Genomic DNA, 13,186 nt, shown 5'->3' with positions numbered 1-13,186 from the left:
TCCCTGTCAGCCGCAACCTTTCTGACCCATAAGCCTATATCATACCCGGGATGCTTCTTAAAAGGAAATCAATTGTGTAGATGCAACGCTATTGACAATTAATTCAAAATTTATTATCTTTAAATCAAGATAAGTGATAAAACGATTTAGATGATGAGAAGCACAAATTTGCATATATATCTTAATTTAAAGAAATATTTAATTAAAGGAGCTGAACCGACATGAATATGAAAACAGCCGGAATTCATCACATTACAGCTTTCGTAAGAGATCCACAAGTAACCGTTGATTTTTATGCGGGAGTGCTTGGGCTGCGTCTGGTTAAACAAACCGTAAACTTCGATGCGCCGGAGGTTTACCATCTGTACCTGGGGAATGAGCAAGGAAGTCCAGGGACAATCATCACCTTTTTCCCTTGGCCGAGATCACGTCAGGGCCGTGCAGGAGGCGGGCAGGTCGGCGTCACGACATATGCCGTTCCAGTTGGCGCACTTCCGTTTTGGGAGGAAAGACTTGCGGTATTTGGCATTCCATTTGAAAAAACAACTCGTTTTTCCGAAGAATATTTGGCATTTCGCGATCGTGACGGACTGCAGCTCGAAATTGCGGAGCGGGAGGAAGGTTCCCTTAACACATGGTCTTATGGCGGCATTCCTACAGAGAAGGCGATTAAAGGATTCGGCGGAGCCGTACTGTACAGCATGGCACCGGAACAAACCGCTTATATGCTTCAACATGTCATGGGTTTGCAAAGGATCGGCCAAGAAGGGGCGTATGCCCGGTTTAAATCATTTGGGGATTTGGGCAACGTCATCGATGTTTATATGGCCCCGATGGAGCGCGGCACGGGAGGAGCGGGGACGGTCCACCACATCGCTTGGCGCGCGAAAGACGATCAAGAGCATCTCATGTGGAGGGAACATGTCAAGGAGCATGGCTTTCAAATTACTCCGGTGATCGACCGCCAGTATTTCAATGCCCTTTATTTCCGCGAAGGGGGCGGCATCCAGTTTGAGATCGCGACTGATCCGCTGGGGTTTGCACGCGACGAAGAACCGGAAGCTTTGGGCCAAAAGCTGATGCTGCCTGAATGGTACGAGCCGCGCCGGGAAGAAATAGAAGCCAAACTGACCCCATTTGAGGTCCGCGAAGTGGAGGGAAACCGCCCATGATGATCCATATCGATCCCAAAAACCAAAGCGAGCGGGATAATTACAAGCTGCTTACAGGCAGCATCATTCCCAGGCCGATTGCCTGGGTGACGACGTTGGCGGATAACGGCAAGGTGAATGCTGCGCCGTTTAGTTATTTTAATATCGTTACGGCAGATCCGCCGATGATTTCGGTGTCGGTACAGCGCAAGCAAGGCGAGCGCAAGGATACCGCCAGAAATGCGGTCCGCGAAGGGGAATTCGTCGTTCATATCGGTGGTGAATCCTCCATTGCCAAGCTGAATCTGACAGCAGCCAATCTGCCGCCTGAGGAAAGCGAAGTCGAGCATGCCGGTCTAACCGCTGTTCCAAGCGATATGGTCCGTGTTCCAGGTATCGGCGAAGCGAAGATACGTATGGAGTGCGTATTGGAACAAGCTATACCGCTTGGAGGAACGGAAACATCCCCTTCAACGGATCTTCTGATTGGACGGATCGTCCGGTTTCATGTGGATGACACATTGCTTGACGGGGGGCGGATTCTGGCTGATGTTCTGCAGCCTGTCAGCCGTTTGGCCGGCAGCAACTATGCCAGATTGGGTGAAACCTTTTCGCTGGAGCGGCCGCAATAATTGTGAATTCTGCATAGACAGGGATCGGTTCTCTTTTAAATAAAATTTCCGGTTTGTCACTCTCTGATTTTTTGTAGAAGATTGTCCGAAAAAGGTTATAATGGGAATGTGTTATTTCAAATTTAACATAATCAGGAGGACAGAACATGAGCTTGAAGATTGCACCGTATATCAATTTGGATGGAGAGTGCGCTGAAGCGGTCGCATTCTATGAAAAAGTGCTCGGAGCCAAAAATTTAGGAATTCAGCGGTTCGGCGATATGCCGGGAAATAGCCATCCGATGCCGGAGGAAGCCAAAAACCGCGTGCTGCATGCGGCTCTGGAATTCGATGGCCAAAGGCTGATGTTCTCCGATACCTTTCCGGGAAATCCGTTTCAGCTTGGCGATCAGCTGAGTATTGCGATTAATACGAAGGATCTGGAGCGGTTAAAATCGATCTATCATGCTCTTGCCGAGGGTGGACAAGTTAAGATGGAGCTTCAGGAAACATTCTGGAGCCCGCTTTATGGCATGGTTCGCGACCGTTTCGGCATTACATGGCAGCTCAGCGGAGAGGCCTCCCAAGAATAGTGAATGAAAGGGAACGGGCAAACCGGTCCCTTTTTTAGCAGTATAGAATTTATAAGTTTTTTTGGGGGTCCCCGCAAAGTATTTGGAATAAGCATCGAAGCATAGGCTCCACTTTGTGGGGTTATTTTATAAGAACTTATAAAGTTCCTGGGGTCCCTGCAAAGTACTCGGAATAGCCTCGAAGGCCTGCGTCACTAAGTACTTTTGCTCCGCAAAAGCGCCCCTCTTCGAGAGTCGTCGGAATTCTTTCCGATACTCTTTATGGGGTTATTTTAATATGGCTAGAAAACCATCGTATAATCATCGTAATATTCCTCGATATTATGCATTTCCTGCAGCTCAAGGCGGCATATTTCGCATCGATTGAGGGCTAGGTCGATTTCGTCCGATATCGGGACGGGTTTGCGGGAAGCCTGGTCAACGAGTTTGAAAGTGAAAATTCCCCTGGCTGCTGCCGTTACTTTGCCAAGCTGCTTTCCGTGATGCCATACTGAAAGACCGTACCCGATCTCGGCGATCACTTCAATCGTATCGGCAGAAGTCTGGACAATCGAAATGAATTCCGGAGGATCGCTATCGAACATTTCCAGATAGTCGCATGCCGGATCCGTTCCCGTATCGGAACAAGCATGCAGAAATGTTTGCAGAAAAATATTTTTATTGTTCAGATCCTCGATATAACGTCCGCTTAATGCCCACACCTCATCAAGAAGCTGCTCCTGCTGCAGGACCCACTCCTTCCAAATTCCCACCATCAAACCTCCTTTCTTTTAAGGAAATGAATTTGTTCTGATCATACCCGGAATCGAAAAAATGCGCAAATTGGCGAAACCTTTTTACTAAAAACATGTTAACATATAAAAGGAAATTACTGAGAATATCATTTGGAGGTTTGGAAGTGAAAAAATGGCTCGCCGCACTGCTGTTTATGATTTGTCTGCCTGCTTTCAGCACTCCTGCCTTGGCATCCGGGTGGACGGACCACAATCTGGTTGCGCATGCGCTTGGGGGAATCGATCAAAAGGCATATACCAATTCTTATGAAGCCTTTGAAACCAATTATGAAAAAGGGCAGCGACTGTTTGAAATTGATCTTCAGTTTACATCTGACGGTTATTTGATTGGACGGCATGATTGGTCTTTATATGCTTTTCAGTCTTTGGGACAAACCCTGACGCCTGAAATGACGGGAGGACCGCTGCCGCTTGCTGACATGAAAGAACTAAAAATGTTTGATAAGTATAATGTGCTTTCATTTAGCGATATTGTGGATCTTCTGCATGAGTACCCGGATATTTATTTTATTACCGATACGAAAAGCATGGATAAAGAGACGATCACCGCGCAATTCGGCCAAATCGTGGAACTTCTCAATGAAGACCCGTATTTGCTTAAGCGGATTATCCCGCAAATATATAACGAAGGCATGTATACCACCATCGAAAATGTATATCCTTTTGAATCCTATGTTTATACGCTGTACCAAACGACGGATTCGAACCAAAAAGTGCTGCAATTCGTAAAGGAACATCCTAAAATCACTGCAGTTACGATGCCGGAATGGAGGGCGAACGCCAGTTTTTTGGGAAGTTTGAAAAAAATAAACAAGCTCAGTTTTGTCCATACGATCAACAGCCTTGATGAAATGGAAAAATACAAGTCAAGGGGCGTATACGGGTTTTATACCGATTTTGTCACGCCTGAGGAATTAAAAACATATTACGCCCAGAAAACGCAAAAATCTGCGGGGAAATCGGTTCAAACCGTTGTCTCTAAAAAGAACTGAACTTACCTGACTTGATGTACTTTTACCGCAGAACAAAGGCCGCCCAACGCTTCAAACTGTTGGGACGGCCTTTTTGAATTGGAAAGTTCATGTTTAATGAAGTGTTACTTAAATTCTGTTTATACTTTTAAGCTTACAGCAAAAACCACGCCAAGAATCACGACCATAAGGACGGACATGGTGGTTAAATATCCGGTTGCTTTGACGGGCTGCCCTTGGGCGGCCTTTAGTTTTTTCTGAACCCTGCTGCCAAGAATGCCGGTGACAATCAAAGACAGGATCGCAATCGCACCGCCGCCCTTCTCCATGATGTCGAGCCAAAGCGGTTTGCTGCCGGAACCCATTTGCGTAAGAAGATAAAATCCGCTGCCGAGTACAAGCACGGCCCCCGGATGCGCCAGCCAACTGAAGATGTTCACGCTTTTCCGGGCCAGCAGGTTGGCATCCCGTGATGATCCGGCCTGCTTGCCGAGCAGCCCAATCATCACGATCACGGTAATCAGTCCGCCCATCCAGGCGAATAGGCCGACGAAATGCAGGAACAGCATAAATCCAAACATCGTTTTTCCCCCTAGTTGCCAAGTTCAAGGTTATTGTAGAAAAATTGTATGAACGGCGAATGAACAAAAGATTACAAATGGGCATGATAAGGGCGCTGGGGTGGCCGTTCGGAATTGAAAATACCTCTTTTGGCGACGGTTTGAAGCAAATTAAGCGCCGTGGTGACCGTTAGAAATTGAAAATGGTTGTTTTTCGCTAAATAGCGTTCTGTGTTGTCCGTTAAATGTGGTAAAGGCGCAGAGGGGGAGCTCGCTTAAACTTTAACGGACATAGCGGCTGCTAAAGAGAGTAATTTCAACCTTTTTGAATTTATATGAAAATATGCTTTTGCTGTTTTTGAGACAAAAACCATAACATTTTCATTGTTGGTGTTGACCGTGAGGTCATGTGAACTTCTAACGGACACAGCGGCAGTTAAAGAGGTTAATTTCGACCTTTTTGAATTCTAACGGACACAGCTGCAGCTAATTAGTGAAAATACCTCTTTTGACGATGGTTTGAAGCAAATAAGCGCCGTGGTGACCGTTAGAAATTGAAAGTGGCTGTTTTTAGCCAAATAACGTCTGTGGTGTCCGTTAAATTAGGAGACATAGCAATAGGGGATGAAACTTTACATCTTCAAAAAATCAAATCCCATACCGATTTTAAACTGCTCCTGCCGGGTGAAATGCAGACTGAAAACTGGAAGGTTGAAGTGAGATGGGCATTCCCTAAAGGTAGCGGTCCATATCGGGACGTGAGATTGCATTATTTCGATCAAAGGGGGAAGTACGTGTTGGGCATCGAGCAGCATAAGGCTAGGGATTATGTATATGAAATAAAAATAGAAGAAATCGACTTACAAAAACATACCTCCCGTACAAGAACCAAGACAGAGATATTTCAGCAGAGAACCAACGGTGAAGTCATACCAATCAATGGCGCCAAAGCTTACTTTGAGGCTTGGGTTAATCAAAGTCCTGGCGGCATTCTGCATTGGATACAAGGCGATACGTATGTGGAGATGAACAGTGGAGAACTTACCAAAGAACAAATGGTTGAGGTAGCCAGATCGATGAATTGAGAAAACCATTTCCTTAACAAAACACAAATCCACCAATAAAAACGACATGTCATTACATATCCGCGCAAGTTACATGTGGGGAGCAAGGTTCCCGGCCTTGTCCCGAGCGATTATGTCCCGCGGCCGCGCAGCGACGGTTATTGGGAAAGTCTCGGCAAACACGTGAAGATGGAAAGCCTATATAAGCAGCTGCTCAATCGGTTGGGAAAAAAAAGCGCTGGATAATATCAAACGTTAATTCGGACTTTTTGATTGATTTTTTCGGGTGTTTTCCAGAAATTAAAAGCTATGGATGCTGTTTTAGGCGGCGTTCATAGCTTTATTTCGTTTAGCAAGCTAAAGATTTATAATAGATTTGGGAGCTTGCAAAATTGCCAAAATCAAAATGTGGGACGGAGGGTTCACGCCATGAGAAACGAACAAGAAATGATGAAGATGTTTATTGATTTTGCCGCGAACGACAATCGGATTCGTATGGCGACTTTGGAAGGATCACGCACTAATCCGAACATTCCCCGGGATGCATTCCAAGATTACGACATTTCTTATTTTGTAACGGATATGGACTCTTTCAAAGAAAATGATGCCTGGCTGAATGTGTTCGGGGATCGTGCGATGATGCAAAAACCCGAAGCAATGGAGCTTTTTCCGCCGGAACTGGGGAATTGGTTTTCGTACATCATTCTTTTTGAAGATGGCTGTAAGTTGGATCTGACGCTGATCCCGATCAATGAAGTCGAAGATTATTTTGCAGGCAGCGATGGTTTGGTTGAGATTTTGCTTGATAAAGATGGCCTCATTCAAAATAAAGCAGCTGCAAGCGACAGGCAGTATTGGATCCGGAAACCGACCGCAAGGGAGTTCGACGATTGCTGCAATGAATTTTGGATGGTCTCTACGTACGTGGTCAAAGGTCTGGCAAGAAAAGAGATTCTTTTTGCCGTGGATCATTTGAACGAGATTGCCCGCCCTAATTTGCTGCGAATGATGTCTTGGCAGATCGGTGCAGAGCGGGGTTATTCCTTTAGCGTGGGTAAAAACTATAAGTTCATCGACCGATATCTGCCGCAAGAAGATTGGCAAACGCTGTTGTCCACTTATTCCGGGAACAGTTATCCGAACATGTGGCAGTCTTTATTTACCTGCTACGAATTATTTCGCAAATATTCCAAAGCCGTAGGGGAAAGACTCGGTTATGAATATCCTCATTATGATGCAGCCATTACCAAATATACGGAGAATATTTATAATTCATTGAAATTATAGGGGAATCAAAGAAACAACAATGAAATACATAAGGATGCCGCCTGGAAATTCCGTCTGTGATTTTATGCATACTTCGCGATAGCAAATTCTACATTTTCATGACAAAAATCGATAAACTATGCTATCCTTGAAGAGTAGAAAAAAACACAGGCGATCCCTAAATGTATGCCGTCCCTGCAAGGGTCGGCTTGAAATAGGATAGTTTGTGAAAATTATCATTTGCTTCGGCGGCATCGGGTCTGATTTCCGTCCGAATATGATATTCCCGGCGATGCGTCCGGCATTTTAAGAGGAAAGGAGATCCGTTTGGATATGCTCAAACAATTCAGAAAAGCTGCGCGGTTCGGAGTCATACCCGTTATGCTCATTCCGGTTGCGCTTGGAGCGCTTGGAGCGTTCGTCTGGAACGGGGCATTTAATGTCTGGCTGTTTCTGCTTACGCTGGTCGGGGCTGCGTCAGCCCATTTATTTTCCAACATGATCAATGATCTGTGGGACTACAAAAGCGGAACGGATACGGCAGCCAAAGAAACCGTGGATGCGGTATCGACAAACTCGGGATTTTTAACGAACGGAATTTGGAGCGTCCGCAAGTTTGCCGCCATCACTTGGGGGCTTTTTGGCGTTGCGGCCGTTTGCGGTATCGTGCTGGCGGTATGTTCAGGCATTTGGGCGTTTGTTTTTGGAGCTTTGGGCGGTTTGATCGCCTATTTCTATGTAGCGCCTCCGCTGAAATTCGGATACCGGGGAAAAGGATACAGCGAAATCGCAATCCTGCTTTCTTTTGGCGTGCTTCCGGTAATGGGTTCTTATTATGTGCAAACCTCCCATCTGGACCTGAGAGCGCTGCTGCTGTCGCTGCCGATCGGGCTGCTCACCACGCTTGTTTTGTTTAATCATCATTTTCTGCATTGGCAGGCCGACCGGCAGGCGGGAAAACGTACGCTGGTGGTTGTGTGGGGAGAGCGAAGAGCGCTGGCCTTTTCGAGATTTTTGCTGCTGCTTGCAGCAGTATCGCTGGTCGTCAGCGTAATTGCCGGAGCGCTTCCGGTGTACGGATTGCTTGCGCTTCCGGCCATGCTGCCCTTGGTTCAAGTATACGGCAAGCTGAAGCCGAGCAATGCGTCCCGCGCTTATCTGCCTTTGATGGGCGCATCGCTGAAATCAACGAAACTTAGCGGTCTGGTCATGATTGTATGTCTGTTCATTCAAGGACTCATTTAATCGCATTATTGGCGCATGTATTGATCCATACAAGAAAGGAAGTAGAAGCGATATGGAACAACAAAAAATCATTGGCGATTTTCATACGATTTTATCGGAAGGCGAAGTCTGGCAGATCGGCGGTTTTCCACTTCCGGACGGCTCCTTCTGGGAATACCGCGAACCGAATGCGGTCGTGATCGTGCGCAACGGCATCCTGTATGTGCGGGCTCCGCTCAACCGTCAAAACGACCAGATTCAAATATTGGACAACGCCAAACATATGTATTATTCCGTGGAAACGATCAAGGTGCCGGAATCCGGCGAAGTCAGCTTTGAGCTGCAAATCCGCGCCCGCACTCAAAATACCGTTCCAGGCGATCTGTACGACGGTTATGTTTCGCTTAATTTGCTTGATTTCACGACCGGAGCGGCGCTCGACTTTTTTGCGGGAAACGACAAGTACGCAAGCGTTTATGCCGTGCTGCCATTCCCCGGAGTTGAGGTGCCGCCATCCGATAAAACGCGTTACTTCTGCATTTTCAAGGAAGATACCAATTTCAAAGCACGCGAGTTCAACACATATAAAATCACGTACGACCGTGCACATGATGAAGCGGTATTTTATTTGAACGGGGAGGAAATCCGCCGCGAAAAAAATATCCCGGTCAAATTCAATGAATTCAAGATCGCGCTTGGCATCATGACCGAAAAAGATATTTCGCCTGAAGGCAGCGTGTCCGTGCACGGGCAAACGGTGATCGCTGAATATTCGCCGGTGACGGTAACGATCAACGACCGGGCTGAAGGGAAAAAAGCCAAAGAAGAATAAAAGCAAGGCATTTGTACGTAACAATAAAAACAATCTCCCAAAAGAGGAGTTTGTTCAATCAAATAGGATCCAAAAATAAAGAAATGGCGGCATAAGGAATGATTCCTGTGCCGCCATTTTATTGTTCCAATCTGCTGCTGGGTGTTAGCAATAACTTAAATAAAGTGAACGTTTTGTTCCTGTGGAGCGTCATACCGTGTGAAGTTCAAATTCCCAGTACCGAAAGGAGAACAAATGGAAAAGTTTAAAACCAAAATCGCAATCGTTTCGTCACTAACAGCCGTCATGATCCTTGCCGGGACGGCAAGCGCATATGCCGCCGTTCCGGCAGCGTCAAAAGGTCAGGCGACCGAGATATCTGCCGGAGCCAAAGCCGACAAAAAAACGGCTTCACCGGAGGAGCAGGTCTATAATCTGGTTACCAAGCTTCAACCGGGTGAAATGATCGCATACTATATCCCCGACAAAAAAATAAACCTGACTGATCGAATTTTGTTTTCGGGAAAAGGATACGTGCTTACTGATTATGACGCCTACACAGCCAAAGCGGCGCAAATGAACGCTCCTTCCTTGGAGATCCCGGAAACATATCCGAAGGATTATAAATTTAAGAGTGGCGTTTTATATCTGAAGGAGCCTGATGAATCGTCGGAATTATACAAGAAGCTGGATAAGCAATTAAGGGCAGAGGCGGCAAAGGGAGGCAAAGAGTTTTATACCATTCCGGTCGAAGACGGGACAGGCGAAGCATCAGGCGCAGCCCTTACATTCGTGAAGGGTTCAGTGGAAATTTCGTTATACGCATCCCATGTAAAGCCTCCGAAACCAATGGAGGGAACTCCGGTGCCTTTCAGCAATCCCGATGAAAAAACCGAAACTATGGTTATCGGCGGCATCAAGTGTACCTACACGACGGCTCCGAAACTAAAAAGTCGCTTGAGCTGGACGGATACAAGCGGTTCGGTAAATTATTCGATTTTTGCAGATAACGCGAAAGCGGATGTGCTGCGTTTTGCGAAAGCGATCATTGAACCAGAAGCCAAATAAAACACAAACTCCATGTTCGTATGAACGGTCCTGGAGTTTGCTTTATGATGGCTTAAGCCAGTTGAGCTCGTGCTGCCTGCGAAACAGAAAACTACTAGTAACCTCAAAATATTCTTGTGAATTGTCCCCTTTTGTTCCTGCCAGGTGTTATACCAGGTGAAGTTCAAATTCGCAAGGCTAATGACCGAAAGGAGAACAAATGGAAAAGTTTAAAACCAAAATCGCAATCGTTTCGTCACTAACAGCCGTCATGATCCTTGCCGGGACGGCAAGCGCATATGCCGCCGTTCCGGCGGCGTCAAAAGGTCAGGCGACCCAAATATCTGCCGGCGCCAAAGCCGACAAAAAAACGGCTTCACCGGAGGAGCAGGTCAATAAGCTGTTTGCCAAGGTTCAACCAGGTGAAGTGATCGCATATTATCTTCCCCACAAAGAAAAACGCCAGTTCGATCCAATCTCGTTTGTAAGCAAAGGATACGTATTTAAGGATTACGACGCTCTCGTAGCCAAAGCCGAGCAAATGAAAGCTCCTTCCTTTAAGATCTCTGAAACTTTTCCAAAGAATTATAAATTTAAGGAAGGAGTTATTTATATGAAGACCCCCGACAGTTCGTCGGAATTATACAAGAAGCTGGATAAGCAATTAAAGGCAGAGGCGGCAAAGGGAGGCAAAGAGGTTTATACCATGCCAGTAGAGACAGGCGGCGAAGGGGATAGTACATCCCTTACGTTCGTGAAAGGCTCAGTGGAGATTATGTTATCTACATCCCATTCACTAGGCGAAGTACCGGTAGAAGGCGGAATTCCCGTCAAACCACTGGCCCCTCCTTTTGTCGGTTCCAACGAAAAATTCGAAACCATAGATATTGGCGGCATTGAGTGTACTTACGTGACGGATTCGAAAACCATGAGTCGTTTGCATTGGACAGATACAAATCGCCCGTTAAATTATTCGATTATGATTCTTGCAAAAGACGCGAAAACGGACGTCCTGGATTTTGCGAAATCGATCATTGAACAGAAAGCCAAATAAGGAAAAAGCATTTCTAAAACATAAACTCCAGGTCCGTATGAACGGTCCTGGAGTTTGCTTTATGATGGCTTAAGCCAGTTGAGCTTGTGCTGCGTGCGAAACAGAAAACCACTAGTAACCTCAAAATATTCTTGTGAATTGTCCCTTTTTGTTCCTGCCAGGTGTTATACCAGGTGAAGTTCAAATTCGCAAGGCTAATGACCGAAAGGAGAACAAATGGAAATGTTTAAAACCAAAATCGCAATCGTTTCGTCCCTAACAGCCGTCATGATCCTTGCCGGAACGGCAAGCGCATATGCCGCCGTTCCGGCAGCGGCAAAAGGTCAGACGACCAAAATATCTGCCGGCGCCAAAGCCGACAAAAAAACGGCTTCGTCGGAGGAACTGGTGTCCAAGCTGCTTGCCAAACTTCAACCGGGTGAAATGATCGCATTTTATATCCCCGACAAAGAAAAACGCCAGTTCGATTCAATCTCGTTTGTAAGCAAAGGATACGTATTTAAGGATTATGACGCTCTCGCAGCCAAAGCCGAGCAAATGAATGCTCCTTCCTTAAAGATCCCGGAAACATATCCGAAGGATTATAAATTTAAAGAAGGAGTTATTCATCTGAAGACCCCCGACAGTTCGTCGGAATTATACAAGAAGCTGGATAAGCAATTAAAGGCAGAGGCGGCAAAGGGAGGCAAAGAGGTTTATACCATGCCGGTCGAGACAGGCGGCGAAGGTGATTCGACATCCCTAACGTTCGTGAAAGGCTCAGTGGAGATTTTGCTAGTTGCATCCCATGCAAAGCCTTCGAAACCAATGGGGGGAACTCCGGTGCCTTTCAGCAATCCCGATGAAAAAACCGAAACTATGGTTATCGGCGGCATCAAGTGTACCTATACGACGGCTCCGAAACTAAAAAGTCGTTTGAGCTGGACGGATACAAGCGGTTCGGTAAATTATTCGATTTTTGCAGATAACGCGAAAGCGGATGTGCTGCGTTTTGCGAAAGCGATGCTCGAACCTGAAGCCAAATAAAGAAAGTAAAGAAAGGGCATTTTTAAAACACAAACTCCAGGTCCGTATGAACGGACCTGGAGTTTTATTTTTAAGAATGGATAAATTGTGATAAGTCCCAATTATTTCTTTAAATCTTCAATCGAGCTGATGTCCACGTAAGAAGGGACTACCAATCCGGTTTTCACGCCGGTCATATTGGCACCCAGATCATCGACTTTATCTTTGTATTTAGCCATATAATCCGCGTGGGTGAGCGGCAGCCAAGCAGCGGCGGTCGCATCCACATCGCCGTTGGCAACCCCGGTCCACATCGGTCCGGCTTCTACCTGCAGGGCGGTCACTTTATAACCAAGCTTCTCCTGCAGCACGTACTGCAGCAGATGAGTGCTGGCGATTTCCGAATCCCAGGCGACGTAGCTGAGCTTAAGCGGTTTGCCGTCCACGGGTTTCAAATCTTTAGTCCATTCATTTACGCGGTCAACATGTTCGTCAGCCCATTTCTTGGCCGCATCCTCCGGTTTGGCGCCTTCTTCGATGGCGGTCATGATTTCACCCATTTCATCCGAAGTCCATTCGAAACGGTCAAGCAAGGTGTAAGCGGTCGAATCGTCTTCTTTCAGGCCTTTGCGGGCGATCGTATGAATTTCTTCCGCTTCGCCGTACACCTTTTTCGGATCATCCAAATATTTCAGATCATATTTGGAGAACATCCAGTGCGGCGTCCAGCCGGTAATGACTACGGGTTTCTTGTTCTTGATGTCTTTGGCCAGGGTCGCCGTCATGGCTGCGCCCGAACCTTCGATCAGCTTCCAGTCGGATAAGCCGTATTCCTCAATGGCTTTGCTTGTTGCCTTCATGATGCCGGCCCCCGGGTCGATGCCGATAATTTCATATTTGACCTGTTTCCCGAAGGAGTCCGCGCTTTTTTCGTCTGATGTTTGTTGATCGTTACTGCCGCCGCTGTTGCAGGCGGAAAGCGCCAGTGCGCCGGCGAGTCCGAGCATCATCATCCATTTCGCTTGTTTTTTCATC

At 46.6% G+C, this 13,186-nt stretch carries 14 protein-coding genes; 11 read left to right on the top strand and 3 right to left on the bottom strand.

Annotated elements, in window-relative coordinates; all coding sequences use genetic code 11:
* Positions 1–221: 221 nt before the first annotated feature.
* The 3 genes from L6442_RS27390 to L6442_RS27380 all read left to right on the top strand — a co-directional run bounded on the left by L6442_RS27390 (position 222) and on the right by L6442_RS27380 (position 2,355).
* A complete protein-coding gene (locus L6442_RS27390) occupies positions 222–1,172 on the top strand; it encodes a ring-cleaving dioxygenase (protein ID WP_212978882.1) in 951 nt (316 codons plus the stop codon).
* The gene (locus tag L6442_RS27385) at positions 1,172–1,783 is read left to right on the top strand and encodes a flavin reductase family protein (RefSeq protein ID WP_212978982.1); all 612 of its coding nucleotides are present in this window, start codon (positions 1,172–1,174) and stop codon (positions 1,781–1,783) included. Before L6442_RS27390 ends, L6442_RS27385 begins: the two co-directional genes overlap by 1 nt.
* Before the next feature lie 146 nt (positions 1,784–1,929).
* Entirely contained in the window at positions 1,930–2,355 is a 426-nt protein-coding gene (locus L6442_RS27380; protein WP_212978883.1) for a VOC family protein, read from the top strand.
* Between the two features lie 281 nt (positions 2,356–2,636).
* Here the strand turns inward: L6442_RS27380 and L6442_RS27375 are convergent, their stop codons facing one another.
* On the bottom strand, positions 2,637–3,110 hold the full coding sequence (locus L6442_RS27375; RefSeq protein WP_212978884.1) for a hypothetical protein: 474 nt from the start codon (positions 3,108–3,110) through the stop codon (positions 2,637–2,639).
* Positions 3,111–3,253: 143 nt separating this feature from the next.
* Between L6442_RS27375 and L6442_RS27370 the strand changes: the two genes are divergently transcribed.
* Positions 3,254–4,141, top strand: a complete 888-nt coding sequence (locus L6442_RS27370; RefSeq protein WP_212978885.1) for a phosphatidylinositol-specific phospholipase C/glycerophosphodiester phosphodiesterase family protein — start codon at positions 3,254–3,256, stop codon at positions 4,139–4,141.
* Positions 4,142–4,260: 119 nt separating this feature from the next.
* Here L6442_RS27370 and L6442_RS27365 read toward each other — a convergent pair whose 3' ends face one another.
* Positions 4,261–4,701, bottom strand: a complete 441-nt coding sequence (locus L6442_RS27365) for a hypothetical protein (protein ID WP_194234502.1) — start codon at positions 4,699–4,701, stop codon at positions 4,261–4,263.
* Between the two features lie 533 nt (positions 4,702–5,234).
* On the opposite strand from L6442_RS27365, the gene L6442_RS27360 reads away from it, so the two are divergent.
* The 7 genes from L6442_RS27360 (at position 5,235) to L6442_RS27330 (ending at position 12,172) form a co-directional block, all read left to right on the top strand.
* Positions 5,235–5,765: a DUF4367 domain-containing protein gene (locus L6442_RS27360; protein ID WP_212978886.1), complete on the top strand. Its 531-nt coding sequence runs from the start codon at positions 5,235–5,237 to the stop codon at positions 5,763–5,765.
* Between the two features lie 408 nt (positions 5,766–6,173).
* Positions 6,174–7,031: an aminoglycoside 6-adenylyltransferase gene (ant(6), locus tag L6442_RS27355; RefSeq protein ID WP_212978887.1), complete on the top strand. Its 858-nt coding sequence runs from the start codon at positions 6,174–6,176 to the stop codon at positions 7,029–7,031.
* Between the two features lie 306 nt (positions 7,032–7,337).
* The gene (locus tag L6442_RS27350) at positions 7,338–8,255 is read left to right on the top strand and encodes a prenyltransferase (protein WP_212978888.1); all 918 of its coding nucleotides are present in this window, start codon (positions 7,338–7,340) and stop codon (positions 8,253–8,255) included.
* A 52-nt stretch (positions 8,256–8,307) separates the two neighbouring features.
* A complete protein-coding gene (locus L6442_RS27345) occupies positions 8,308–9,066 on the top strand; it encodes a DUF6081 family protein (protein WP_212978889.1) in 759 nt (252 codons plus the stop codon).
* A 234-nt stretch (positions 9,067–9,300) separates the two neighbouring features.
* Positions 9,301–10,113, top strand: a complete 813-nt coding sequence (locus tag L6442_RS27340) for a hypothetical protein (protein WP_212978890.1) — start codon at positions 9,301–9,303, stop codon at positions 10,111–10,113.
* 199 nt (positions 10,114–10,312) lie between these two features.
* Positions 10,313–11,146 carry a hypothetical protein gene (locus tag L6442_RS27335; protein WP_212978891.1) on the top strand — a complete coding sequence of 278 codons (834 nt, stop codon included), beginning with the start codon at positions 10,313–10,315 and terminating at the stop codon, positions 11,144–11,146.
* A 222-nt stretch (positions 11,147–11,368) separates the two neighbouring features.
* Positions 11,369–12,172 (top strand): hypothetical protein, encoded by an 804-nt coding sequence (locus L6442_RS27330; protein WP_212978892.1) that lies wholly within the window; start codon positions 11,369–11,371, stop codon positions 12,170–12,172.
* Positions 12,173–12,273: 101 nt separating this feature from the next.
* Here the strand turns inward: L6442_RS27330 and L6442_RS27325 are convergent, their stop codons facing one another.
* Positions 12,274–13,185 (bottom strand): glycine betaine ABC transporter substrate-binding protein, encoded by a 912-nt coding sequence (locus L6442_RS27325; RefSeq protein WP_212978893.1) that lies wholly within the window; start codon positions 13,183–13,185, stop codon positions 12,274–12,276.
* Position 13,186 lies beyond the last annotated feature (1 nt).

This window comes from Paenibacillus azoreducens, from assembly GCF_021654775.1.
In the GTDB taxonomy this organism is placed as follows: domain Bacteria; phylum Bacillota; class Bacilli; order Paenibacillales; family Paenibacillaceae; genus Paenibacillus_AQ; species Paenibacillus_AQ azoreducens.
The sequence above is the reverse complement of the archived record's forward strand: the minus strand, read 5'-3'. Positions and strand labels throughout refer to the sequence as shown.

What these genes read in the sequence shown, in the direction of transcription:
- L6442_RS27335 (WP_212978891.1), top strand. Translation starts at nt 10,313, where the DNA reads ATGGAAAAGTTTAAAACCAAAATCGCAATCGTTTCGTCACTAACAGCC.
- L6442_RS27345 (WP_212978889.1), top strand. Translation starts at nt 8,308, where the DNA reads ATGGAACAACAAAAAATCATTGGCGATTTTCATACGATTTTATCGGAA.
- L6442_RS27340 (WP_212978890.1), top strand. Translation starts at nt 9,301, where the DNA reads ATGGAAAAGTTTAAAACCAAAATCGCAATCGTTTCGTCACTAACAGCC.
- L6442_RS27330 (WP_212978892.1), top strand. Translation starts at nt 11,369, where the DNA reads ATGTTTAAAACCAAAATCGCAATCGTTTCGTCCCTAACAGCCGTCATG.
- L6442_RS27365 (WP_194234502.1), bottom strand. Translation starts at nt 4,701, where the DNA reads ATGTTTGGATTTATGCTGTTCCTGCATTTCGTCGGCCTATTCGCCTGG.
- L6442_RS27385 (WP_212978982.1), top strand. Translation starts at nt 1,172, where the DNA reads ATGATCCATATCGATCCCAAAAACCAAAGCGAGCGGGATAATTACAAG.
- L6442_RS27390 (WP_212978882.1), top strand. Translation starts at nt 222, where the DNA reads ATGAATATGAAAACAGCCGGAATTCATCACATTACAGCTTTCGTAAGA.
- L6442_RS27380 (WP_212978883.1), top strand. Translation starts at nt 1,930, where the DNA reads ATGAGCTTGAAGATTGCACCGTATATCAATTTGGATGGAGAGTGCGCT.
- L6442_RS27325 (WP_212978893.1), bottom strand. Translation starts at nt 13,185, where the DNA reads ATGAAAAAACAAGCGAAATGGATGATGATGCTCGGACTCGCCGGCGCA.
- L6442_RS27375 (WP_212978884.1), bottom strand. Translation starts at nt 3,110, where the DNA reads ATGGTGGGAATTTGGAAGGAGTGGGTCCTGCAGCAGGAGCAGCTTCTT.